Here is a 25,082-nt window from a genome sequence, read left to right on the forward strand (position 1 = left end):
TTATTATCCCAGGGGGAGCAGGCATTGTCAACCGATGAGATCGCCCGCGAGCAGGAGTACGTGTCAATGCTCTACGGCCGGCTCGACGACCTGCGGGAGCGAACGGCGCGACGCCTGTCCGCGACGCTGCGCGAAGACCTGCCCGCCGGACCGGGGGACAGCGGCCAGGCGCTGGTCGAGCGCGACGTCGCGGCGACCCGGCACACCCGGCGGCTCGCCCAGATCGACGCGGCGGAGCGGGGGCTCTGCTTCGGCCGGCTGGACCTCAGCGACGGCGAGCGCTACCACATCGGCCGGATCGGTATCCACGACGACACCGGGGAGGACTACGAGCCGCTGCTGCTGGACTGGCGCGCCCCCGCCGCCCGCCCCTTCTACGTCGCCACGGGCGCGTCCCCGCACGGCGTACGGCGGCGCAGGCACATCTCCACCAAGGGCCGCACGGTCACCTCTGTCAGCGACGAGACCCTCGACTTCACCTCGGCCGACCCCGAGGCCCTGACCGGCGAGGCGGCCCTGCTCGCCGCGCTGACGGCGGGCCGTACCGGGCGGATGAGCGACATCGTGGAGACCATCCAGGCCGAGCAGGACGAGATCATCAGGTCCTCCCACCGGGGCGTGCTCGTGGTGCAGGGCGGCGCGGGCACCGGCAAGACCGTGGTGGCCCTGCACCGCGCGGCCTACCTCCTCTACACCCACCGCGACCTGCTGGAACGGCGAGGCGTACTGATCGTCGGCCCCAACGCCACCTTCCTGCGCTACATCGGCGAGGTACTGCCCTCGCTGGGCGAGACCGGCGTGCTGCTGGCCACCGTCGGCGAACTGTTCCCCGGGGTGAGCGGCGACCGGCCGGAGCCGCCCGCCGTGGCCGAGGTCAAGGGCCGCCCGCAGATGGCGGACGTGCTCGCCGCCGCCGTACGCGACCGGCAGTGGGTCCCGGACGACGACCTCACCGTCATGCACGACGATCGGGCGCTGACCCTGTCGCCCGGGATCTGCGCCCGCATCCGCGAGCGGGTACGGGCCACCAGGCTGCTGCACAACGAGGCGCGCCCGCTGGTGGTCAAGGCCGTCGCGGACGTGCTCACCCGGCAGTACGCGGCCCGGCTGGGCGAGGGCATCGAGGGCGGTGACGACCTGCTCGACGACGACGACCTCAAACTGATCCGCAAGGAGATCCTCGAAGAGAACCGCGAGGTCTGGACGGTGATCGACCGGCTGTGGCCGGTGCTGACCCCGCAGCGGCTGCTGGAGGACCTGTTCGCCTCCCCCGAACGGCTGGCCGCCGCCGCGCCCGGCCTCCCCGGCCGCGACCTGCTGGCCCGTGAGCCCGGCGGCGGCTGGACCGCCGCCGACGTGCCGCTGCTGGACGAGGCCGCCGAACTGCTCGGCCGCGACGAACGCGCGGTCAGGGCCGCCGAGGCCGCCGAGCGGCGCGAGCGGGTCGCCTATGCGCAGGGCGTCCTGGACATCTCGGAGGGCTCGCGTTCGATGGACGTGGACGCCGCCGGCGAGGCCGAGATGCTGTCGGCCGCCGACGTGATCGACGCCGAGCGGTTCGCCGAGCGGTATGAGGAGGGCGACCGGCGCGGCGTGGCCGAGCGGGCGGCGGCCGACCGCACCTGGACCTTCGGGCACGTCATCGTGGACGAGGCCCAGGAGCTCTCGCAGATGGCCTGGCGGATGCTGATGCGCCGGATCCCCACCAGGTGGATGACCCTGGTCGGCGACATCGCCCAGACCGGCCATCCGGCCGGGGCGACGTCCTGGCGGTCGGCGCTCGCGCCCTACGTCGGCGACCGGTGGGTGCTCCGCACGCTCAACGTCAACTACCGGATGCCGGCCGAGGTCATGGACGTGGCGGCGGGCGTGCTCGCCATGCTCGACCCGGACCTGACCGTGCCGCGTTCGGTACGCGAGACCGGCGAGCCCCCCTGGCAGACCCGGACGCGCGACCTGCCCGCCCTGGCCGCGCTGGCCGCCCAGGAGGCGGCACTGGTCGGCGAGGGCAGGCTGGCGGTCCTGGTGCCCACGTCCAGGCTGGGCGAGGCGCGCGAGCGGATCCTCGGCGACCGCACCGGCGACCCCGACCTGGGCAACCGGATGGTGGTGCTGGACGTGAGCGGGGCCAAGGGCCTGGAGTTCGACTCGGTGCTGGTGGTGGACCCGGCACGGATCGTCGCCGAGTCGGCGCGCGGCCTTTCCGACCTCTACGTCGCGCTCACCAGGACCACCCGCCGCCTCGGGGTCGTCCACGACGGCGACCTTCCCGCGCCGCTGGCCGGGCTGCGGGCCCGCCCGTAGCCTCCCGCGCGGCCGTGGACGAGCCGGATGTTACGTGAGACATTGCGCTGGCTCCCTCGTCAGCACAGTCCCGGGAGGAAACGCATGTCTCACGAACGACGGCGGGCCGGTTTAGCCTGCGTGCCGATGGCGCTGGCCATCGGCATCGCGCTGAGCCCGCCCGCGTCGGCGGCGGCCGGACCCACCGTCACGGTCGAGAACGGGCGCACCCAGCCGGTGTTCTCCTACGCCGACGCCATCCGCGAGCACGTCTACGTCGAGTCCCCGCTCGACGGCGACGCCGACGGCGAAAAGGACCGGGTCAGGGTGGACATCATCCGGCCCAGGGAGTCCGGGCCGCGGCTGAAGGTCCCGGTGATCATCGACGAGAGCCCGTACTACGACAACTCCGGGCGCGGCAACGAGTCCGAGCGCAAACTGTACGACGCCGCAGGCGAGGTGGCCAGGTTCCCGCTGTTCTACGACAACTACTTCGTCCCCCGCGGCTACGCCGTGCTCAACGTCGACATGGCCGGCACCACCCGGTCCGACGGCTGCCCGGACGCGGGCGGCCGGTCCGACGTGCTCGGCGGCAAGGCGGTCATCGACTGGCTGAACGGCCGGGCCCGCGCCTACCGCGCCGACGGCACCCCGGCCGCCGCCGCCACCTGGACCAACGGCGACGCCGCCATGATCGGCAAGTCCTACGACGGCACCCTGGCCAACGCGGTCGCGGCCACCGGCGTGGAGGGCCTGAAGACCATCGTGCCGATCTCCGCGATCAGCTCGTGGTACCGCTACCAGCGGATGAACGGCGTCGTCTACAGCTACGACTACATGTCCTGGCTGGCCGGCTACGTGGACACCGACCCGCCGGCCAAGTGCGCCGCCGTACGCGCGCGGCTGGACGCCGAGGACGGCGACACGACCGGCGACTACAACGCGTTCTGGAAGGAACGCGACTACCTGGCCGGCTCGCTCGCCGCCGCGCGGAACGTCCGGGCCAGCGTCTTCGCCGTCCACACCGCCAACGACCTCAACGTCAAACCCGACCACTTCGCCACCTGGTGGCGGGCGCTGGCCAGGTACGGGGTGCCGCGGAAGCTGTGGGTCGGGCACTACCACCACGTGGACCCCTTCGACTTCCGCCGCGACGCCTGGGTGGACACCCTGCACCGCTGGTTCGACCACTGGCTGTACCGCGTGCCGAACGGCATCATGCGCGAGCCCCGCGCCGACGTGCAGACCGGCCCGGACACCTGGATCACCCAGCGGGACTGGCCCGCCCCCGACGCGATCAGGGTGCCGCTGCGCCCCGGGCCCGGCGGCACGCTCGGCCTGCGGCCCGCCCGACGCGGCGCGCAGGCGTCCTTCACCGACATCGCCCAGCCCGAGGACGTCATGGTCGCCGACGCGGGCACCCCCGCGCCCGGCCGGCTGGCCTTCGTCACCGGCGAACTGCCGCTGGACTTACGCCTGTCCGGTACACCCCACGTCGATCTGCGGCTCAAGCTGGACCGGCCGACCGCCAACCTGACGGCGCTGCTCGTGGACTACGGCGCCGGCCCCCGGGTGGACTGGCGGCGCGGCCAGGGCATCACCACGGTCGCCGAGGAGAGCTGCCACGGTGAGGCCGCCGGGCCCGACGACGGCTGCTACCGCAAGACGGTCACCAACATCGCCGAACGCCCTGTGGAGGTCATCGCCAGGGGCTGGATCGACGCCCAGAACCGGCACTCGGCGAGCCGTCCCGCCCCGCTGCGGCCCGGCGTGTACGCGGACGTCCGCTGGGACACCCTGCCGCACGACTATGTCTTCCGGAAGGGACACCGGCTGGGCCTGGTCATCGCGGGCACCGACCGTGACTTCAGCCAGGAGGCCGCGACCGGCGCGACCGTGACGCTCGACCTGTCCAGGAGCGAGGTCCACGTCCCGCTCGTGGTGCCCAGCAGCCTGACCGCTCCCGACCTGCCCGAACGGCAGGACGACTGGCGTGGGCCGTCCTACGTCCCGCTGCCCGTGCCGGAGCCGCGCCTGCACTGAGAACCGAGCCGAATCCGATCACTGAGCCCGCCCGCGCGGGTTCCCGCCGGAAAATCTCCGGGTAGGCCCGTCGGAGTAACCACCGCCCGGACGATGGAGGGGTGTGGAACGACCAGCGGGTGTGGAGCCTGACCCGGCGCTGGCGCTGCTCGGCATGTACGACGCGGCGCTGCCCGAGGTCTATGGCTACCTGCTCGCCCGGTGCGGACAGCGGTCGCTGGCCGAGGACCTGACGGCGGAGACCTTCCTGGCCGCCGTGGAGGCTCTGCGCCGCAGGCCGCCGCCGGGCGGGCTCAGCACGGCGTGGCTGGTCGGCGTGGCCAGGCACAAGCTCATCGACCACTGGCGCAGGACCGAGCGCGAGGAGCGCGGCCTGCGCCTGGCCGGGGGCCTGCGGTCCGGCGACGTCGAGGACCCCTGGGACGTACGGCTGGACGCCCTGCTGGCCCGCGAGGTGCTGATGGACCTCGCCGGGCACCACAGGGCCGCGCTGACCCTGCGCTACCTCGACGGGCTCTCGGTGCCCGAGGTCGCGAAGGTCATGGGCCGTACCGTGCACGCGACGGAGGCGTTGCTGGTGAGGGCCCGCCGGGCGTTCCGCGCCGGATACGAGGAGTCCTTCGGGGGGAAGGGGGACCGCGATGGCTGATCCGTTCGAGGTCCTCCGCGAGCCCGCACGGCGGGTGGACCCCGACCCGGGGTTCGCCGCGCGGCTGCGGGCCAGGCTGGAGCGGGCCGTGCTCGACCCCGCGGAGGCGTGGAGAGGAGAACGCATGAGCATCACCGGTACGACACTGCGGCACGGCGACATCGGATATGCCTCGCTGTGGACCCCGGACGTGGGCCGCGCGGCCGGCTTCTACGGCGAGGTACTGGGCTGGCGGTACGCCCCGGGCGGGCCGCCGCAGGGCCGGCAGGTGGAGGAGGTCGCCCCGCACTTCGGCATGTGGGAGGGGGAGGAGCCCGCCTCGGTGTTCCTGGCCTACGTGGTGGACGACCTGGCCGAGGCCGTCCGCAGGGTCGAGGCGGGCGGCGGGCGGGCGCAGCCGCCGGCCGTGGAGCCGTACGGAGTGATCGCCCGCTGCCGGGACGACCAGGGCCTGCCGTTCGCCGTGTACGAGCCGCGGCCCGAGGCGCCGCCCGCCCCGCAAGGGCCGCGCGGCGGCGACCTCGCCTACGTCACCATCGAGGTGCCCTCCTCGGCGGCGGCCAGGGCGTTCTACGGGTCGGTGCTGGGCTGGGAGTTCACTCCCGGGTCGATCCCCGACGGATGGGGGGTCCACCGCGGCGGCGCGGAGATCCACCCGATGACCGGCATGTCGGGCGGGGCCGAGCGCGCCGCCGTGATTCCGATGTACGCCGTGGACGACATCCGGGCGGCCGTGGCCAAGGTGCGCGAACTCGGCGGCACCGCCGAGGAACCGCAGGCCAAGCCGTACGGCCGGCTCGCCGAATGCGCCGATGACCAGGGCACGCGCTTCTACCTGGGGGAGCTGGGACCGGCCTGACCCCCGGCGCGGCCGATAACCGTTGGGAAGTGCCCCCCCGGCTTGCCTATCCTTGCTGGAGACGGCCGCGCCGCCGGCGGCCGGGAAAGCGACCATGGGGCCTTCTTCGTGACATCTCCGCTCGATGAGCTGCGTGCTCGCCTGCCTGAGCTGACCCTGCGCGACCAGCGGCGGCTGCGCCGCAGGCTGGAGGGCGCGCGCAAGGTGCGCAACCGCGCCGCCCAGCAGAAGATCGCGACGGAGATCGCGGCCGAGGTGACGGCGGCCGAGTCGCGCGTCGCGGCGCGCCGCTCGGCCGTGCCCGAGATCACCTACCCCGAGGCCCTGCCGGTCAGCGCCCGCCGCGACGACATCCTCGCGGCGATCCGCGACCACCAGGTCGTGATCGTCGCGGGGGAGACCGGCTCGGGCAAGACCACCCAGCTTCCCAAGATGTGCCTGGAGCTGGGCCGCGGGGTCAACGGGCTGATCGGGCACACCCAGCCCCGCAGGATCGCCGCGCGCACGGTGGCCGAGCGGATCGCCGAGGAGCTGGGCGGGGAGGTCGGCCACGCGGTCGGCTACAAGGTGCGGTTCACCGACCATGTGGCCGACCAGACGCTGGTCAAGGTGATGACCGACGGCATCCTGCTGGCCGAGTTGCAGGGCGACCGGATGCTCGACCAGTACGACACGCTGATCATCGACGAGGCGCACGAGCGCAGCCTCAACATCGACTTCATCCTCGGCTACCTCAAAGAGTTGCTGCCCAGGCGGCCCGACCTCAAGGTGATCATCACCTCCGCCACGATCGACCCCGAGCGCTTCTCCCGCCACTTCGGCGACGCGCCGATCGTCGAGGTCTCCGGCCGCACCTATCCGGTCGAGGTGCGGTACCGGCCGCTCGACGACGACCAGGACGACCAGATCTCCGCCATCTCCGCGGCGATCGACGAGCTGTGCGCCGAAGGCCCCGGCGACATCCTGGTCTTCCTCAGCGGCGAGCGCGAAATCCGCGACACCGCCGACGCCCTGGCCAAACAGAACCTCAAGAACACCGAGATCCTGCCGCTGTACGCCCGGCTGTCGGCCGCCGAGCAGCACCGGGTGTTCCAGCGCCACACGGGCCGGCGGGTCGTGCTGTCCACCAACGTGGCCGAGACCTCGCTCACCGTCCCCGGCATCAAGTACGTCGTCGATCCCGGCTTCGCCCGGATCTCCCGCTACAGCCACCGGACCAAGGTGCAGCGGCTGCCCATCGAGGCGATCTCCCAGGCGTCGGCCAACCAGCGCAAGGGCCGTTGCGGCCGGGTCTCCGACGGCATCTGCATCCGGCTGTACGCCGAAGACGACTTCCTGACCCGCCCGGAGTTCACCGACCCGGAGATCCTGCGCACCAACCTGGCGTCGGTCATCCTGCAGATGACCTCCATCGGGCTGGGCGACATATCGGCCTTCCCGTTCGTCGATCCGCCGGACCAGCGCCAGGTCAAGGACGGCGTCAACCTGCTGCGCGAGCTGGGCGCCTTCGACGAGGCCAGGCGGATCACCCCGCTCGGCCGCAGACTGGCCGCGCTGCCGGTGGACCCGCGGCTGGCCCGCATGGTGATCGAGGCCGACCACAACGGCTGCGTCCGTGAGGTCATGGTGATCGCCGCCGCGCTGTCCATTCAAGACCCGCGCGAACGCCCCTCGGACAAGCAACAGGCCGCCGACGAGAAGCACCGCCGGTTCGCCGACAAGGAATCCGACTTCCTCACCTACCTCAATCTCTGGCGGCACCTCCAGGAACAGCAGAAGGAGCTGTCCTCCAGCCAGTTCCGCCGCACCTGCAAGGCCGACTTCCTCAACTACCTGCGGGTCCGCGAGTGGCAGGACGTCTACGGCCAGCTCCGGCAGATGTCCAAGTCGCTGGGCGTCACCCTGAACAGCACCCCCGGCGACGAACAGAAGATCCACATCTCGCTGCTCGCCGGCCTGCTCTCCCACCTCGGCGTCAAGGACCTCGACAAACGCCCGCCCCAGGAGGGCCAGCGCCGCCCGCTCACCGAGTACATCGGCGCGCGCAACGCCCGGTTCGCCATCTTCCCCGGCTCGGCGCTGGCCAGGAAGCAGCCGCAGTGGGTGATGTCCGCCGAGCTGGTGGAGACCTCCCGGCTCTGGGCCAGGGTCAACGCCAAGATCGAGCCGGAGTGGGTCGAGCCGCTGGCCCAGCACCTGGTCAAGCGCACCTACTCCGAGCCGCACTGGGAGAAGTCCCAGGGCGCGGTGATGGCCTACGAGAAGGTCACCCTGTACGGCGTGCCGATCGTCGCGCAGCGCAAGATCAACTACGGTCGCGTCGATCCCGAGCTGTGCCGCGAGCTGTTCATCCGGCACGCCCTGGTGGAGGGCGACTGGGAGACCCACCACGCCTTCTTCCGGGACAACCGCAAGCTGCTCGCCGAGGTGGAGGAGCTGGAGGAGCGGGCCAGGCGGCGCGACATCCTGGTCGACGACGAGACCCTGTTCGACTTCTACGACCAGCGGGTCGGCGCGGACGTCGTCTCCGCCCGCCACTTCGACGCCTGGTGGAAGCAGGCCAGACAGGACGACCCCGACCTGCTCAACTTCGAGGAGTCGATGCTGATCAGCGAGCGGGCCGGCGAGGTCAGCGAACAGGACTACCCCGATGTCTGGCGGCAGGGCGCCCTGCGGTTCCCGCTGACCTACCAGTTCGAGCCGGGGGCCGACGCCGACGGCGTGACCGCGCACATCCCGATCTCGCTGCTCAACCAGGTCTCCCCGGACGGCTTCGACTGGCAGATCCCCGGCCTGCGCGCCGAGCTGGTCACCGCGCTGATCCGCGCGCTGCCCAAGGTGCTGCGGCGCAACTTCGTGCCCGCGCCGGAGTTCGCCCGGCGGGTGCTCGAACGCGCGCGGCCCCGCGAGGAGCCACTGCTCACCGTGCTGTCCCGGGAGCTGCACGAGATGACGGGGGTCGCCCTGGCCCCCGGCGACTGGAACCTCGCCCAGGTGCCGGACCACCTGAAGATCACGTTCCGGGTGGTGGAGGGCAAGCGCACCCTCGCCGAGGAAAAGGACCTCGCCGCGCTCAAACGCCGGCTGGCCCCCCGGCTGCGGGCCACGCTGTCGCGGGCGGGCGGCGGCCTGGAGCGCACCGGGCTGCGCGACTGGAACGACCTCGGCACCCTGCCCAAGACCTTCGAGCAGCGCCGGATGAAGGCCTACCCGGCGCTCGCCGACGAGGGCGGAAGCGTCGCGGTGCGGCTGTTCGAGACCGAGGCCGAGCAGCGCCGCTCGATGTGGACCGGCACCCGCCGCCTGGTGCTGCTGGGCAGCCCGTCACCGGCCAAGTGGGTGCTCGGGCAGCTCGGCAACCAGCAGAAACTGATGCTCAGCCGCAGCCCGCACGCCGGGGCGGCGGCGTTGTTCGACGACTGCGTGGACTGCGCCGCCGACCGGCTCATCGCCGACGCCGGGGGGCCCGCCTGGGACGAGGCGGCCTTCGCCCGGGTGCGCGAGCACGTGCGGGCCGGGTTGTTCGACGTGACCCTCGACGTGGTGACCAAGGTCGAGGGCATCCTCGGGGTCTGGCACGACGTGACGATGACGCTGGGGTCGATGCGCTCGGGGGCCGCGGTGGAGGATGTCAGGGACCAGGTCGGCAGGCTCGTCCGCCCGGGCTTCGTCACCGCCACCGGCCTGCGCCGCCTGCCCGACCTCAACCGCTACCTGCGCGCCGCCCAGCGCCGCCTGGCCAAGCTCCCCGACGACCCGTTCCGCGACGAGGACTGGATGCTCACCGTCCACCGGGTCGAGGACGACTACCACGACCTGCTCGACTCGCTCACGGCCGACCGGCGCGGCGACGACGACGTGACCGAGATCCGCTGGATGATCGAGGAACTACGGGTCAGCTTCTTCGCCCAGACCCTCGGCACGCCCTACCCGGTGTCGGAAAAACGCATCCGCAAGGCCATGGACAAGATCACTTGAAGATCGACGTCTCCAGCTCGATGCCGATCGGCTCGGGCAGCCGGATCGGTGTGCCGATGGGGACCTTCTCCAGCCTCTGGTAGGCCCCGTCGCGAATGTCGCTGAGAACGGTGACCGACGGGGTGGTGATGGTGTCGATCAGCAGGTAAATCGGCACCCCGCCGCTGGCGTAGATACGAGGCTTGTCCTCCAGGTCCTGGGGGACGCTGCCGGCCGAGACGACCTCGGCGACCATGATGAGCCCCGACGAGCGCAGCTCCCGGGTACCCCAGCGGGGACAGTCGGCCGGGGCGAGGACATAGTCGGGCTCCACGGGCTCGCGCGGCCCGTCGATGCACACGCCCACGTTGCCCGCCCATGCCTTCCAGCCCTTGTCGTTCATCAGCGGGTACAGGGCGAAGGACAGGGCCATGGCATACCAGCCGTGCTCGGGGGTGCCGACCGGGCTCACGATGAGTCTCCCTTCAAGGACCTCCATGCGCAGCCCGGGGAGAGCGGGTAGGGCGTCGAACAGCTCTCGGGGGGTGGCGGGAGTGCGTGCGTTGTCCGCGACGACGAATGTGGTGTGCGGCAGGGGCGGGGGGGCCGGTGGCTGCGGCTCCACCAGTGGCTCCCAGGGGTCGTCGTAGTGGGTCTCCTGGCTTTCTTCCGACTCTTCTCCCGCCGTTTCCACGGCTTCTACCGCCTCCACCGCCTCCTCTTCTGCCGGGTCTTCGGTGATGACCTTCGCGGCACGACGAACCTTCGTTATGACCATGGCTCTATCCCTTCGTGGTCGAACGGACACGTTGAGTATCGCATGCCGGGCCCTGGCGCGCTGGCCGTTAGGGTGTTCGAATGCGGGAGATACGGGCGCTGGTTTTCGACGTGGGCGAGACGCTGATCGACGAGTCGCGGCTGTGGGCGCGGTGGGCCGATCGGCTCGGCGTGCCCACGCTGACGCTGATGGGGCTGATCGGCGGGATGGCGGCGCTCGGCCGGTCGCAGATGGACGCGCTGCGGCTGGTGCGCCCGGACTTCGACCTTTTGGCCGAGTCCGCCGCGTGGCGCGCCGAAGATCCCGCCGGCCTGCGGGAGAACTTCGACGCCGACGACCTCTACCCCGACATGCGGCGGGCGCTCGGCGCGCTGCGCGCGGCCGGATACCAGGTGGTGCTGGCGGGTAACCAGCCGCCGCAGGCCGCCGGGGCGCTGGCCGCGATGGACCTCCCGGCGGACGCCATCCACACCTCGGCCGAGTGGGGGGTCGAAAAGCCCGATCCCGCGTTCTTCGCCAAGGTGGCCTCGGTGGTGGGCCGCGAGCCCGCCCAGATCCTCTACGTCGGCGACCGGCTGGACAACGACGTGCTGCCCGCCCGCGCGGCCGGGATGCGCACGGCGCTGCTGCGCCGCGGGCCGTGGGGGTTCCTGCACGCGGCCCGGCCGGAGGCCGATCAGGCCGATGTGGTGATCGGCGGGCTGGACGAGCTGACCGCCCTCCTACACCCCAGGGTGTAGCCCGACCGCCCACCGTGGGCTGATGCCCCGCCCGGTGGTCCACCGCGATGCTGACAGGCGTGCAAGCCGGCGCCCGGCCGCGAACCCCGCGGCAGCGCGGTGCCGGGAGGTCTTCCGAAGAAGGGGCGTCTGATGACGGCAGCGGCCGGGTCCACGCGTACGGCAGGGCGGGCGGGGGCGGTGCTGGCCTCCCTGCGGGTCGCCGTGGCGCTGCACGGGCTGTCCATCTTGGTGCAGGCGGTGACCGCGGGGCAGATGATCGGCGGGGCGGACATGCGCGGCCTGCACGGCACCGGGGCCGGGGCGGTCCATGTGCTGGGCCTCGTGCAGCTCGTCCTGGCGGTCGTGTACTGGCGCGCGGGACGCGGGCCGGGGTGGCCGGCGGCGGCGAGCCTGGTGCTGCTTCTGCTGGGGTTCGGCCAGTCGATGACCGGCGGGATGGGCACCGCGGCGACGCACGTGCCGCTCGGCCTGCTCACCTTCGGCGTCGCCGTGGCCATCCTGGTCGTGGTGTTCCGGCCGGTCCGGGCGAGCTGAACCGCTGAACCGCTGAGCGGCGGTACGGCGTGCGGGCCCCCGCGGTCCCGCGCGCCGTGCCCGCTGTCACCTGTCACCTGTCGACCGGATGCCGGGCCCCGCACGCGGCGCGCCCCCCACGGCCGTGCCGCGTGCGGGTGGAGTCCGCGTGGCCGCGCGGGCTCCGTGCCCTCCCGGTGAAGCGGTGTCAGCCCTTGGCCGCGGACGGCGCCGCGCCCGCCGCGAGGTCGACGTCGCGGGTCTCGGGCGCGATGGCCAGGCCCGCGACCGTGAGCACGAGCGCGGCCAGGACGTACAGCGAGATGGCCACGGTGCCGCCGGTCGCCTCCAGCAGGGCCAGGGCGATGCTCGGCGCGAGCGCCCCACCGAGCACGCCCGCGATCTGGTAACCCATCGAGGCCCCGCTGTAGCGCAGCCGGGTGCTGAACAGTTCGGCGATGAACGCGGCCTGCGGGCCGTACATCGCGGCGTGGGCGATCAGGCCGACGATGGCCGCGAGCGTGATCAGCAGCGGTGATCGGGTGTCCAGCAGCGGGAAGAAGGCGAAGATCCAGGCTCCGGCGGCCACCGTGCCCGCCAGGTAGACCGGGCGCCTGCCGTACCTGTCCGACAGCGCGCCGAACAGCGGGATCAGCCCGAGCTGGACCGCCGAGCCGAGGAGCACCGCGTTGAGGCCGACCGAGCGCGGCAGGCCGTGCTCGTTGGCGACGTACTGGACGATGAACAGGGCGAAGGTGTAGAAGGCGACGTCCACGCCGATCCGCGCGCCGATCGCCGACAGCAGCGCCCTCGGGTGGGCGCGCAGCACGTCCAGCACCGGCATCCTGGCCTTCGCCCCGGCCTGCTCGACGGCCGCGAACAGCGGCGACTCGGCGATCCGCAGCCGGATCCACAGCCCCACGATGACCAGCGCGCCGGAGAGCAGGAACGGGACGCGCCAGCCCCAGGCCAGGAACGCCTCTTCCGGCAGGGTCACCGACATCAGTCCCAGCATCGCGGCGGCGAGCAGGTTGCCCGCCGGGACGCCGACCTGAGGCCAGCTCGCGTTGAAGCCGCGCCTGCGCGGGTCGCCGTGCTCGATGGACATCAGCACCGCCCCGCCCCACTCCCCGCCGAGGCCGAGCCCCTGCAAGAAACGCAGGATGACCAGCAGCAGCGGGGCCGCGACGCCGATCGAGGCGTAGCCGGGCAGCGCGCCGATCAGCACCGTGGCGATCCCCATCAGCAGCAGTGTGATGACGAGGATGTTCTTGCGTCCCACGCGGTCGCCGAAGTGGCCGAACACGATGCCGCCGACCGGGCGCGCGACGAAGCCCACGGCGAAGGTGGCGAACGCCAGGAACGTCCCCGCGAGCGGGTCGAACGTGGGGAAGAACAGCTTGTTGAAGACGAGCGTGGCCGCCGTTCCGTACAGGAAGAAGTCGTACCACTCCAGTGAGGTGCCGATGAGGCCGGCGACGATCACACGCCGTGCCTGGGACTGAGGGCCGGTCATCGTGTGCTCCGCTTCTGTCTGCGGGAGATTTCCTTCAACATAAGGATTGTTCAACAATTCGACAAGAGGTTTGTGGAATGATTTCTTGGCTAGATGGAGCAAGTCACGGCGCTGGAGCACGACCGCGAGCGCCTGGGCCGCAGCAGCACGGCCGAGAAGGTCGCCGACATCCTGCGGGAGCGGATCGCCGAGGGGTTCTTCACACCCGGGGAGCGATTGTCGGAGATGGAGATCGGCAAGGCGCTCGGTGTCTCCCGCAACACGCTGCGGGAGGCGTTCCGGCTGCTCTCCCACGAGCGGCTGCTCACCCACCGGCTCAACCGGGGGGTGTTCGTCAGGGTCCTTTCCGCCGAAGACGTGTCCGACCTCTACCGGGTGCGGCGGGTGATCGAGGGCGCCGCCGTACGGCGGGCCACCCCCGAGGGCCTGGCCGCGCTGCGCGACGCGCTCGCGGAGGGCGACCGGGCGGTCCGGGAGAGCCGCTGGCGCGACGTCGGCACCGCCAACCTCCGCTTCCACCAGGCCCTCGCCAAGATGAACGGCAGCAAGCGGCTCGATGACCTGATGCGCCAGTTGCTGGCCGAGCTGCGCCTGGTCTTCCACGTGATGATCGACCCGCGACTGTTCCACGGCCCGTTCGTGCCCCGGAACAAGGACCTGGTCGCGCTGCTGGAGGCGGGCGAGTACGACCGGGCCGAGCGCGAGCTGGAGATCTACCTCGACGACGCCGAGGCGATGCTGATCGAGGCGTTCGGCCGTGCCCGGCCGGGCGGGGCCTGAACCGGATCACGGCCACGAATTTCCCCGGAGGCGGACGGCCGCATACCGCGGCCGGGGAACAGCACGAGGATGAGCGCAGTGCCGCCCGACGGGCTGACCGCGAGCCGCCCGGCGCATGAGCTGATCAGGCGGCAGCTCGACCGGCTGCGCGGCGACATGCGCCGCGACGCCGTGATCAGCGCGACCGTCTGCGAGCTGGCGGCCAGGATGGGGATACGCCCGGCGGACGCCTCGGAATACCTCGCCGGGCTGTCCCGGGAGAGCGGCGTGGACGTGCTGGAGGTCGCCCTGTCGATGCGCGGCGGCGACCCGCCTCCGGTCCCTGAGGAGGCCAAGGTCGGCGTCCCGGAGTGGATCCGCGTCGCGCTCCAGGTCCCGCACGTGTCGGCCTGCTACCTCGTGCCGATCCACGACCGGGCGGGCCGGGTGATCGACTTCTACTACGCCGCGATGAGCCCGGGCGCGACGGACGTGACCGGGCGGTCCGCCGAGCGGCTCACCGGGCACCGGCTGATCGTGCGCAATCCCGGGGTCGTGCGCTCCTCGCTGTACGACGAGTACGTGCGCGTGATGGAGACGGGGGAGCCCATGCACCGCGGGCCGTTCGAGTACGTCGAGGTGCTGGGGGACCGGCTGTGGCCGGCCTCGCTCACCGCGCGGGCGGTACGGGCGGGCGACGGCCTGCTCACCTCCTGGCGCGCCCACGACGACGAGGAGCGGCTGGTGTCCGGCTGGGAGCGGGCGCAGCGCATCGCCGAACTCGGCTGGGGCGAGTGGAACCTGGCGACCGGCAAGGTCCGCTGGACCCGCCAGATGTACGAGATCTTCGGCAGGGAGGACGGCGAGGGCCCGATGCCCATCGAGGTCTTCCCCGGCAAGATCGTGCCCGAGGACCAGGCCGTGGTCGATGAGGGGCTGCGCACGCTGCTGGAGTACCGCGAGGCCGCCGAGACCGAGTTCCGGGCCATGCACCGGCACGGTGTCAGGCACGTCCGGATGGTGAGCGAGCCGGTCCTGGACAGCGCGGGCGTGCTGATCGCGATCAGGGTGCTGGCCATCGACATCACCGCGAGCCGCCGCCGCGAACGCGCGCTGGCCGCCGCGCACAGCCGGGCCACGCAGGCGCGCAGGCAGGCCGCGGAGGAGCAGCGGGTCGCCGCCCGGCTCCAGGACACCCTCCTGCCGCTGCGCCGCGGCACGCTGGACCTTCCCGGGCTGCGCGTCGGCCTGCGCTACTACCCCGGCGAGGAGGTCGACCGGCTCGGCGGCGACTGGTACAAGGCGCGGGCGCTGCCCGACGGCCGGGTGCTGCTCGCCATCGGCGACGCGATGGGCCACGGCCTGACCGCGGCCAGCCTGATGGCGCAGATGCGCAGCGGCCTGGCCGGGCTGGCCTACACGGGCGCCCCGGCCGACCGGCTCGCCACCTGGCTGAACGAGCTGATCTACCACGGCAGCAGCGCCATCACGGTCACCGGCACCGCGATCATCGGGCACTTCGACGCCGAGACCCGCGAACTGGCCTGGATCTGCGCGGGCCACCCCGCGCCGGTGCTGGTCAGGGACGGCACGGCCACCCTGCTCCAGGTACGGCCCGGCCCGATCATGGGCGCGCTGGAGTCGCTCTCCTACACGCTGGAGACGACGCCGCTGCGGCGCGGCGACCTGGTGCTCCTCTACACCGACGGGGTCGTCGAGCGGCGCGGGCGCGACATCGAGGAGGGGTTCGAGGCCCTGCTGGCGGCGGCCCATGGGACCAGGGCCGACGAGGACCCGGAGCGCGTGCTGGACCGCGTCCTGGCCGAACTGCGCGACGAACGCGGCGACGACGACATCTGCGTCCTGGCCGTGCGCGTGCTGTGATCAGGGCGTCTCGCTGCGCGGGCGGTAGCGCCCGGCCAGCCGGGCGAGCTTCAGGCTGAGGTGCAGGGTCAGCCGTTCGCCGCCGTCCTTGAGGTCCGCGCCGGTCAGTTCGGAGACGCGCTGCAACCGGTAGTACAGCGAGGTGCGGTGCAGGCGCAGCGTGCGCGAGGTGGCGACCGCGCTGCCGGCGAGGTCCAGGTAGGTCTCCAGGGTCTCCAGCAGCGGGAGGTGGGCGTCGTCGGCGAGCAGCGCCTCCAGCCCCGGGTGCAGCCCGAACGTCCCCGGCGGGAACTGCGTGAGCAGCCGGTAGACGCCGAGCCCGGCCCACTCCACCGTCCGGCCCAGCCCGGTGATCCGCAGCGCGGCCTCCGCGGCCTGGGCCGCCTCCAGGTAGGACCCCGCCGCCAGGTGCAGTGCGGGCCGCGGCCTGCCCACCCCGATGACGACCGCCCCCGCCATCGCCTCGTGCACGTCATCCGGCCGCAGCGCGCCCCCTTCGGCCAGCAGCACCCCGTGGTCGTAGCGGACCAGGTGCAGCAGCTTGCGCGCCCCCGCCCTCCTGCGCACCGCAAGCAGTCCCTGCTCCAGCGCCAGCCGGGAGGCGTCGTCGGCCTCCCGTCCGGACACGGGGCGGACCACCAGCGCGGTGACCGGCCCCCGCTGCGGGAAGGCCCCCGCCTCGATCAGCGTCCTGGCCGCCGTCCCCGCCGCGCCCGCCAGCAGTTCGGTCACCGCCTCCAGCTCCCGCCGCGAGGCCAGCCCGCTGGCCATGCTCTCCCGGAACAGCGCCAGCGCGACCGCGGGCGTGGCCCGCGCGGCCAGGTCCACCTCCGCGTCGGTCATGCACGGCCCGGCGTCGATGAACCACAGGAACCCGAGCAGCCGCCCGCCGTGCCTGGCCGGCAGGCACACCCGGGGTAACAGGCCGAGCGTGGGGGCGGCCGGGGTGCGCAGCGGCCCGGCCGACTCGTGGATGCCCGCCCTGCGCAGCCACTCGCGGACCTCCGGCGCGGTGTGCCTGCGCAGGATGGAGTCACGCCTGATGTCGTCGATCGGCCCGTCCTGCTCGCTGTAGGCGACCACCCGTTGCAGGCGGTCCTCAAGGAGCAGCGGCCGGCGCAGCCGGGACGCGAGATCGTCCACGAGGCTCTGGAGATCGCCGGCCATGACACCTCCGATCAGCCATTTTTGTCAACTGTCGGAAAAATGACCGCGAACCTTCCCTACAACTGTTCGGTGATCTACGTCAAGCCCGTCTGTAGCGTCCTTCGCTGAGTGTGTCGTAGCGCACGCCGTAGCGCGGAGGGGTGATCTTGTGAGCAGCCGGAGGTTCGTCAGGTCGTTGATCGCGACGGCCCTGCTCGTCCCGCTGGCGGTGACGGGCAGGGCCGTGCCCGCCGCCGCCGAGCCACCCCCGCAGCCCGAGCACCCCTGGCGGTACGACCACTGGCCGCAGGCCCAGCCGTGGCAGAGCGACGGGCCGGGCGCGCGGGTACGGGTCGCGGCCGGGGACCCGGCCCCGATCGACCCCCAGAACTGGAAGAACCCCGACCACATGACGTGGGCCGACTACCGCAGACCACCCGGCACCAACTGGGCCGACCCCTCGGTCAAGGGCTCAGTCCGCACCTTCAAGGGCGCGCTCGTCCTGCTGGACTACCCCGACCAGCCGTTCGTGGTGACCCAGCCGCAGGGCTCCACGGTCTTCAAGAACCCGAGCGCCGAGGCCCACGACATCCCCCGCGACCGGGTCGCCCGGTTCTACCAGGACTTCCTGAACACCCCGAACCAGACCAACCGCGGGCACACCATCCACGAGTACTGGATGGAGGACTCCGGCGGGCGCTACGGCGTGGACCTCACCGCCTTCGGCCCGTACCAGATGCCGGGCAAGGACCACGAGTACGGAATGGAGTTCCAGGGGAACGGCGCCTGCCCGGCCGGCGACAGGTGCGACCGCAACCTGCGCACCGACGGCCGCGCCGCCTGGATCGCCGACGTCGGGCAGCAGGTGCCCGCCGGATTCGACTTCGTCTTCTTCCTCAGCGCCGGGCAGGACGAGTCGGCCACCTGGCAGGAGTTCGGGATGATGAAGTTCCCGGCCAAGGAGCAGGTCACCGACGACTTCGGGCCCCCCGACGCGGCCCTCCCCAACTGGGCGAACACCCGCTACGTCGACTGGACCTCCTGGGCGTCGGCGTCGTCGATGTGGCCCAACGCCGAGGCCGGTTCCTCCACCCAGGCGGAAAGCTCCGGGCAGGGCGTCTTCGCCCACGAGCTGAGCCACATCCTGGGCATCGGCGACAACTACAACAACCCCTACGGCGTGCCGCCGCGCCGCGCCTACACCGGCATCTGGGAGATGCTCAGCCGCGGCTCCTTCAACGGCCCCGGCGGGCCGCACAGCAGGTGGAGCATCCCGCCCACCGGCGGCGGCTCGATGGGCGCCCAGCACATGCTGCGCAACAAGATCAAGCTGGGCCTGGTGGACGAGAACAACGTGCTGCGCCTGTCCCGTGAGGCGCTGGACGAGTCCGGGCTCGTGGTGGCCAGGGTCACCGCCCGCGTCGTCCAGCCGGGGCGGAGGGGCCTTTCGGGGGTCAACGTCGCCTTCGGCACCGGCGACAAGAGCCCGGCCTGCGACCCCGCCAAGGACCCGTTCTGCGACGGCGGCGGCTATGACAACTACACCATCGAGGTCGTGGACCGGATGGGCGCCGACTCCTTCACCCCTGATTCCGGCGTGCTGCTCGCCAAGACCAGGAACGAGGAGGTCCGGCCGTTCAAGCCGTTCGAGTGGGTGATCGACGCCAATCCGCAGGACATCGGGATGACCGACTACGTGCTGCCGGACGGCACCGCCGTACCGATCACCGTGGGCGACTACCGCCAGCTCTCCGACGCGCTGTTCCACGCCGGGACCGGGTCGGGCAGCGAGTTCGAGTACGTGGACGAGGCCAACCGGCTGCACTTCTACGTCCTGGACGTCCACCGCGACCGGCGCGGCGTGCTCTCCTACACCGTGGCGATCCGCTCCCTGGACGGCGCGGGCGAGCAGCGGCGCGGCGTACGGCTGTCGTCCACCGCCGGGGTCCCGGCCGGCGGCTCCTGGGCCAGGTGCGCCTTCCCGCTCCGCAACACCGGCCGGGCCACCGCGCCGGGCGGCGAACACCCCGAGGACGTCGGGTCCTACCTGCGCTCCGACGTCTACCGGCTGTCGGCCAAGGCGCACGGCAAGGGCTGGTCGGTCACGCTGCCCAACGAGCTGGCCACGGCCCGCTTCGGGGAGACGGTGCTCGTCCCGGTCCACGCCAGGCGGGCGGGCGGCGACCGGATCGGCAAGATCACGCTCACCGCCCGGTCCGAGAGCGATCCGGCGAGGACCGCGACGGCCGCCTGCGTCGCCCGCGCCCACCGCTGACCCCTCTCTGGCACCGGTCGAACTCCCCGCCCCGCGAACGCCCCCGGCACCCGGGCATCTGGTTGAATCGAAACACCGAGCCGATCTCTCCCTTCGGAGGTTGGGCCGATGCCCGGGGCGACACGGTGGACCGGCAGGCGGGCGCGTCCGCGCCCTCGCCGCGGCATTCGGGTCGCCGCCCCCGCGGCGGCCGGGGTGGCTGCGGCCGGTGCCAGCATCCTGGCCACCTCGCCCGACGTGTTCGAGTTACCGATCCCGGCCAGGGTCGGCGTCACCGTCGTGGCCGGCCTGCTGGTCGGCCTGCTGGCCTGGGGCAACGCCAGGCTGCCCGGCGGCGGGGAGAAGACGCGGGAGCCGGAGATCGGCCCCTCGTGGCGGCCCCCCGACCAGTGGCCGCCGGCCAGCGCCCACTTCACCGGCAGGGAGGAGGCGCTGGCGGAGCTGCGCGGCGTGTTCGCCGAGCGGTTCGACGGCCGCGGGCACACCGCCCGCCCCGACGCGACCTCCGCGCTCGTCGTCTCGGTGTACGGCAGGGCGGGCGTCGGCAAGTCGGCCCTGACCGCCATGTTCGGCAACGAGATCGGTGACTGGTTCCCCGACGGCCGCCTGTACGCCGACCTGCGCGGCGTGGACGCCCCCATCGATCCCAAGGAGGTGCTCACCGGGTTCCTGCGGGCCCTGGGCGTCCGCCTGGCCACCGACCCCGGCGGGACCGACGAGCTCCGCCAGCTCTGGCTCACCTGGACCAGGGGCCGGCGCATCCTCATCGGCCTGGACAACGCCGACGACGCCGATCAGGTGCTCCCGCTGCTGCCCGCCGAGCCCGGCTGCGCGGTCATCGTCACCTCCCGCCGCCCGCTGTACCTGCTCAACACCTACGACAAGCGGCTCGACGTGTTCAGCGAGGCGATGGGCGTGGAACTGCTGGCCCGCCTGGCGGGCGGCGAGCGGGTCGCCGCCGACCTCGCCTCCGCGCAGACCATCGTCGGCCTGTGCGAACGGCTGCCGCTGGCCATCAGTATCTGCGGCGGACGCCTGGCCACCAGGGAGAACTGGACCCTCGCCGAGCTGGCCGGGCGCCTCGCCGACGAGCGCCGCCGCCTCGACCAGCTCGAACTCGCCCCCAACAAGGGCGTGCGAGCCTCCCTCCAGCTCAGCTACGCCTACTGCACCGACGACCAGAAGCGGCTGCTGCGGCTGCTCAGCCAGGTCGCCGCCCCGGACGTACCGGACCGGGTGGCCGGTGAGCTGCTGGCCATCCAGCCGATCCAGGGCGCCGACCACCTGGAGGCGCTGATGGAGGCGCAGCTCGCCGAGTGCTCAGGCAAGGACGCCGCCCGGCAACTGCGTTACCGGCTGCACGAGCTGGTCAGGCTGTTCGCCCATGACATCGCCGTCGCCGAGGAGGCCGAGGAGGGCCGCAGGGCGGCGGTCGAGCGGGTGCTGTCCGGCTACCGCCACCACACGCAACGGGCGGCCATGGCCCGCTGGCCGCAGGACTGGTCGCCGACCGGCAGGCACCCCGGCGGCGGGGCCGCGGGGCAGGTCCAGGCGTCGGCGGCCGACTGGCTCAACGCCGAGCGGCTGAGCCTGGTCGCCATGGTCCACCAGGCGAAGAACCTCGGGCTGTGGGAGCAGGCCTTCGGCGTCGGCCGGGCGTTCTGCTCGCTGTGCCACTCGCTGCGCGCCTACTGGAGCGACTGGCGGGCGGTCGCCGACATCGTGTGCGAGGCCGCCGGGCATCTGGACGATCCCAAGTCGCTCGGCATCGCGCTGATCGAACGCTCCGCCGTGACCGGCGGCCTGGGCCTGCGCCGGGAGGCCCTCGCCGACGCCGAGCGAGCCCTGGACATCTTCACCGAGGGCGGCCACATCTGGTGGGCGGCCCGCGCGATGCGCGCGGTCGGGATGACGCTGTCCAGCGAGGGCAACATGGACCGTGGCGAGACGTTCCTGGTCGAGGCCATCGCCGCGTTCCGCGCCGAGGGCGACCGCTGGTGGTCGGCCCGCACCCAGCGCAACCTGGCCGAGCTGCGGCTGCGCCAGTTGCGCCTGGACGAGGCCGTCGTGCTGCTGGAAGAGGCGCTCAACATCTTCGAGGAGGACGGCAACCGCTACTCCGAGGCCCAGACCCTGCGGGTCTACGGCGAGGTCCTGTCCGCCCAGGCCAGGAGCCGCAACAGCGGGGGAGACCCGGCGGGCGCCGGGGGCGCGTTCATCAGGGCCGGTCTGACCCTGCACCGGGCGGCCGAGATGTTCCGGGCCCGGGGCGAGCAGTGGGAGGTGGCCCGCTGCCTGCGCGCGGCGGGCGAGGTCGGCAACCCGGGCCGCGAGCACGGGCTGCTGGAGCTGGAGCAGGTGCGCAAGGCCGCCGACATCCTCAGCTCGCTCGGCGACACCTGGGGCGAGGCGCGCACCCTGGTCTCCGCGGGCCGGGCGCACGCGAGGCTGGGCAGGTTCACCGACGCCGAGAACGCCCTGAACGCGGCTCTGCAGGCGTTCGGCCGGCTCGGCGACCGCTGGTGGGCCGCCCAGTCGCTGTACTACCTGGGCCGGGTGCGCCTGGACGCGCGCCGCACGGACGATGCCGAGGCCCCGCTGCGCGAGGCGTACGACATCTTCGCCACGCTCGGCGACCAGGCGGCGATGAAGCGGGTGCGCGAGTACCTCAGCGCCTCAGGTCCCCCGGATCCTCGCTGAGGCCGCCGCCGATCAGGCCCGCCCCCGTCCTCCTGACCTCCGCGACGCTCCGCCGGAACGTCTCGCGCACCTGTGCGGCCTGGTCGGCCAGCCGCTCCACGCGCGGCGCCGCATCCGCTCCCGGCACCGTCTCGGCGAGCAGGTCCTGGTAGTCGGGGGTGCGCTCGGTCAGTACCTCAAGCTGCTGGAACGCGCGGTAGACCTGGTCGGCCCGGTAGACCTGGAGCGCGTAGTCCTCCAGCGCGCGGACCCGGGTCGTCAGCGCGGACAGCGCCGCCGCGAGCGCGTCGTCGTACGGCGTGAACGCCTGCGACACCTCGTAGGGCAGGTCTCTCGGCACGATCCTGCGGTGCTCGGCCGCCACCGCGGAGATCCGGGCCAGCCTGCGGGCGATCTGCCAGGTCTCCTCAGGGAGGGTCACCGCGTTGTCGATGGTGTCGATCAGGCCCGCCCGGTTGATCTCGGAGGCGAGCACCGAGTCGGCCGCCTCCTGGGCGCGGCGCAGCAGGTCGGCGCAGTCCCGGTCCAGGTCCTCCGGCAGTACGTACCGGTCGCCGTGCTCGACGGCGAGTGCCACGCGCCGCCGCTCGCTCCGGCCGCCCGACTCCCCGGCGGCCCAGCGGATCGCCGCCACCATCCCGGCGACGGCGAGCGCGACCAGCAGGCCGCGGAAGTCGGTCAGCCCGGCGACCAGGATGAGAAACCCGATCAGCGCGAACAGCGGGAAAGGGTCGGCCTTGCGCTTGCCGCGCGCCTGGGCGGTCCGGCGTAAGCCGTTCGGGCGGCCCTCCCCAGGGTGCGGGGCCGGTGCGCCGCCCCTGGCCCGGTGCGCCCTGGCGGCGCGTAACGCCAGCGGGCCGGTCTGCAGCAGCCACCGCACGTCGCCGTCGAGCGCGGGGTCGAACTCCGCGCGTGGCGCACGCGTTCGTCGCACTCGCCGGTACCTGGTCTGGGGGTCCACCGGCCCTCCCGTCGCGCCGATCTCCTCGGTGCCCTCGCACGGCGTACGCCGCCGAAGGGCGACATCTCCTGTCCTAACCCGTAAGCGGCGATATATGACAGTAATAGCTACAGAGCCTATGGGGGGATGGACACAGTGACGCGCTGGATCGACCTCGAAGGTGCCGCCAACGTGCGCGACCTCGGTGGACTACCGACATCCGACGGCGGGACCATTCGCGGCGGAAGGGTCCTCCGCTCCGACAACCTGCAAGGTCTGACCGCCGGCGACATCGGGTTCCTGGTCGGTGAGCTGAAGCTGCGGCAGGTCGTGGACCTGCGCTCGAACGCGGAGGTGACGCTGGAGGGCCCCGGGCCGCTGACCGAGGTGCCCGAGGTGACGATCCACCACCACACGCTGTTCTCCGAACGCGGCGTCCACACGGACGTCGAGGCCGACACCGTGGACACCGACCGCGTGCTGCCCTCGACGGCCGGACGCGAGGAGACCGACCCCGCCGTACTGCGCGTCGCCGGCTTCTACCACGCCTACCTGCGCGACCGTCCCGACTCCGTGATCGCCGCGCTGCGCGTGCTGGCCGGCGCCGACGGGGCCGCGCTCGTCCACTGCGCGGCCGGAAAGGACCGCACCGGAGTGGTGTGCGCGCTGGCGCTCAGCGTCGCCGGGGCCACCCGGGAGGCGATCGTCGAGGACTACGTGGCCACCGCCGACCGCATCCACCGCGTCATCGCCCGGCTGCGGACCAGCGAGACGTACCGGGCGGACCTGGACAAGCGCCCGGTCGAGCACCACCTGCCCCGGGCGCCGTACATCGAGCGGTTCCTCGCCGGGCTCGATGCCCGCTTCGGCGGGCCGCTCGGCTGGCTGTCGGCCAACGGCTGGACCGGCGAGGACACCCGCGCCCTGCGCGCCCGGCTGCGCGACCCGCTGTGAGCCCAGCGGGTCAGCCGAGCCGGACCACCGTGCGCCCGGCCGCCGACTCCCTGGCGGCCTCCAGCACGGTCAGCGCGGCCACCGCGCCGGCGGGATCGACCGGAGGGGGTGCCCCTTCCCGCAGGCTCGCCACCACGCCCCGGTAGAAGTCGAGATAGGCCCCCGGCAGGGTGGGCACCCTGCGGCTGTCGCCGCCCGCGCGGACCACGCCCCACCGCTCGGGCGGCTCGTCGCCGAACCCCGGCTCGTCCGGCCGGGCCCCCGCACGCAGCCGCTCCTCCTGCACGTCCAGGCCCTCTTTCACATAGGCGGCCCGCGACCCGAGCACCCGCAGCCGGGGGCCCAGGTGCGGGGCGACGGCGCTGACCCACAGGTGGGAACGCGCGCCGGCCGCGTGCGTGATCGCGATGAACGTGTCGTCGTCGCCCGCCACGCCCTCGCGGCGCACGTCGGATTCGGCGTAGACCTCGACGGCCGGCCCGAGCAGCCGCAGCGCCTGGTCCACCAGGTGGCTGCCGAGGTCGTAGAGCAGCCCGCCGTACTCGGCGGGGCCGCCCGCCTCGCGCCAGCCGCCCTTGGGCACCGGCCGCCACCGCTCGAAGCGCGACTCCAGCCGCCGCACCTCGCCGAGCTCGCCCGATCGCACCAGGGCGAGCAGGGTGCGGAAGTCGCCGTCCCAGCGGCGGTTCTGGAAGACGGTGAGCATCAGGCCGCGCTCGGCGGCCAGTCGTACCAGCTCTTCGGCGTCGCGGGCCGTGCCCGCGATCGGCTTGTCCACCACCACCGGCAGGCCCGCCGCGAGCGCCTGCGTCGCGAGCGGCACGTGCGTGCGGTTGGGCGAGGCGACGATCACCACGTCGCACTGCTCCCACAGCCGCTCGGCGGCCTCCACCACACGCGTGCCGGGGTGCGCCGCGCGCACCCGCGCGGCGCGCGCCGGGTCGCGGGTCACCACCGCGGCCAAGCGCATCCCCGGCGTGGCGGCGACCAGCGGTGCGTGGAAGAACTCACCCCCCGTGCCATAGCCGATCAGACCGGCGCGCAGCTCCTCGAAACCCATCCTCCCACCCTAGGGGATCATGG

At 72.8% G+C, this 25,082-nt stretch carries 17 protein-coding genes; 12 read left to right on the forward strand and 5 right to left on the reverse strand.

What is annotated here, in order from left to right:
• Nucleotides 1-24: 24 nt before the first annotated feature.
• The 5 genes from ACH34R_RS08160 to hrpA all read left to right on the forward strand — a co-directional run bounded on the left by ACH34R_RS08160 (nt 25) and on the right by hrpA (nt 9,812).
• Entirely contained in the window at nt 25-2,304 is a 2,280-nt protein-coding gene (locus ACH34R_RS08160) for a HelD family protein (protein ID WP_397560669.1), read from the forward strand.
• Nucleotides 2,305-2,430: 126 nt separating this feature from the next.
• Nucleotides 2,431-4,326: a Xaa-Pro dipeptidyl-peptidase gene (locus ACH34R_RS08165; RefSeq protein WP_397560670.1), complete on the forward strand. Its 1,896-nt coding sequence runs from the start codon at nt 2,431-2,433 to the stop codon at nt 4,324-4,326.
• Between the two features lie 103 nt (nt 4,327-4,429).
• Nucleotides 4,430-4,975: an RNA polymerase sigma factor gene (locus ACH34R_RS08170; protein ID WP_397560671.1), complete on the forward strand. Its 546-nt coding sequence runs from the start codon at nt 4,430-4,432 to the stop codon at nt 4,973-4,975.
• Entirely contained in the window at nt 4,968-5,834 is an 867-nt protein-coding gene (locus tag ACH34R_RS08175) for a VOC family protein (RefSeq protein WP_397560672.1), read from the forward strand. Before ACH34R_RS08170 ends, ACH34R_RS08175 begins: the two co-directional genes overlap by 8 nt.
• Before the next feature lie 108 nt (nt 5,835-5,942).
• The gene (gene hrpA, locus ACH34R_RS08180; protein ID WP_397560673.1) at nt 5,943-9,812 is read left to right on the forward strand and encodes an ATP-dependent RNA helicase HrpA; all 3,870 of its coding nucleotides are present in this window, start codon (nt 5,943-5,945) and stop codon (nt 9,810-9,812) included.
• Here hrpA and ACH34R_RS08185 read toward each other — a convergent pair.
• Complete coding sequence (locus ACH34R_RS08185; protein ID WP_397560674.1) at nt 9,805-10,569, reverse strand: Uma2 family endonuclease; 765 nt, start codon at nt 10,567-10,569, stop codon at nt 9,805-9,807. The two genes, hrpA and ACH34R_RS08185, sit on opposite strands and share 8 nt — an antisense overlap.
• Before the next feature lie 80 nt (nt 10,570-10,649).
• Here ACH34R_RS08185 and ACH34R_RS08190 point away from each other — a divergent pair, with 80 nt between their 5' ends.
• Together ACH34R_RS08190 and ACH34R_RS08195 are read left to right on the forward strand one after the other, a co-directional pair.
• Nucleotides 10,650-11,309 (forward strand): HAD family hydrolase, encoded by a 660-nt coding sequence (locus ACH34R_RS08190; RefSeq protein WP_397560675.1) that lies wholly within the window; start codon nt 10,650-10,652, stop codon nt 11,307-11,309.
• Between the two features lie 132 nt (nt 11,310-11,441).
• The gene (locus tag ACH34R_RS08195; protein ID WP_397560676.1) at nt 11,442-11,846 is read left to right on the forward strand and encodes a hypothetical protein; all 405 of its coding nucleotides are present in this window, start codon (nt 11,442-11,444) and stop codon (nt 11,844-11,846) included.
• 187 nt (nt 11,847-12,033) lie between these two features.
• Here the strand turns inward: ACH34R_RS08195 and ACH34R_RS08200 are convergent, their stop codons facing one another.
• Nucleotides 12,034-13,341 (reverse strand): MFS transporter, encoded by a 1,308-nt coding sequence (locus tag ACH34R_RS08200; RefSeq protein ID WP_397560677.1) that lies wholly within the window; start codon nt 13,339-13,341, stop codon nt 12,034-12,036.
• A 93-nt stretch (nt 13,342-13,434) separates the two neighbouring features.
• On the opposite strand from ACH34R_RS08200, the gene ACH34R_RS08205 reads away from it, so the two are divergent.
• Together ACH34R_RS08205 and ACH34R_RS08210 are read left to right on the forward strand one after the other, a co-directional pair.
• Nucleotides 13,435-14,121, forward strand: coding sequence for a GntR family transcriptional regulator (locus ACH34R_RS08205; RefSeq protein WP_397560678.1), 687 nt, complete (start codon nt 13,435-13,437; stop codon nt 14,119-14,121).
• A 69-nt stretch (nt 14,122-14,190) separates the two neighbouring features.
• Entirely contained in the window at nt 14,191-15,984 is a 1,794-nt protein-coding gene (locus tag ACH34R_RS08210) for a PP2C family protein-serine/threonine phosphatase (RefSeq protein WP_397560679.1), read from the forward strand.
• Here the strand turns inward: ACH34R_RS08210 and ACH34R_RS08215 are convergent, their stop codons facing one another.
• The gene (locus ACH34R_RS08215) at nt 15,985-17,151 is read right to left on the reverse strand and encodes a PucR family transcriptional regulator (protein WP_397560680.1); all 1,167 of its coding nucleotides are present in this window, start codon (nt 17,149-17,151) and stop codon (nt 15,985-15,987) included.
• Nucleotides 17,152-17,299: 148 nt separating this feature from the next.
• Between ACH34R_RS08215 and ACH34R_RS08220 the strand changes: the two genes are divergently transcribed.
• The gene (locus ACH34R_RS08220; protein WP_397560681.1) at nt 17,300-19,405 is read left to right on the forward strand and encodes a M6 family metalloprotease domain-containing protein; all 2,106 of its coding nucleotides are present in this window, start codon (nt 17,300-17,302) and stop codon (nt 19,403-19,405) included.
• A gap of 108 nt (nt 19,406-19,513) precedes the next feature.
• Nucleotides 19,514-22,105 carry a tetratricopeptide repeat protein gene (locus ACH34R_RS08225; protein ID WP_397560682.1) on the forward strand — a complete coding sequence of 864 codons (2,592 nt, stop codon included), beginning with the start codon at nt 19,514-19,516 and terminating at the stop codon, nt 22,103-22,105.
• Here the strand turns inward: ACH34R_RS08225 and ACH34R_RS08230 are convergent.
• A complete protein-coding gene (locus ACH34R_RS08230; RefSeq protein ID WP_397560683.1) occupies nt 22,074-23,039 on the reverse strand; it encodes a hypothetical protein in 966 nt (321 codons plus the stop codon). The genes ACH34R_RS08225 and ACH34R_RS08230 overlap by 32 nt on opposite strands.
• Nucleotides 23,040-23,192: 153 nt before the next feature.
• Between ACH34R_RS08230 and ACH34R_RS08235 the strand changes: the two genes are divergently transcribed.
• A complete protein-coding gene (locus ACH34R_RS08235) occupies nt 23,193-23,999 on the forward strand; it encodes a tyrosine-protein phosphatase (RefSeq protein WP_397560684.1) in 807 nt (268 codons plus the stop codon).
• A gap of 10 nt (nt 24,000-24,009) precedes the next feature.
• On the opposite strand, the gene ACH34R_RS08240 is transcribed toward ACH34R_RS08235, so the two are convergent.
• On the reverse strand, nt 24,010-25,059 hold the full coding sequence (locus ACH34R_RS08240; protein WP_397560685.1) for a Gfo/Idh/MocA family oxidoreductase: 1,050 nt from the start codon (nt 25,057-25,059) through the stop codon (nt 24,010-24,012).
• Nucleotides 25,060-25,082: the final 23 nt, after the last annotated feature.

Source organism: Spongiactinospora sp. 9N601 (assembly GCF_044326295.1).
Classification (GTDB): domain Bacteria; phylum Actinomycetota; class Actinomycetes; order Streptosporangiales; family Streptosporangiaceae; genus Spongiactinospora; species Spongiactinospora gelatinilytica.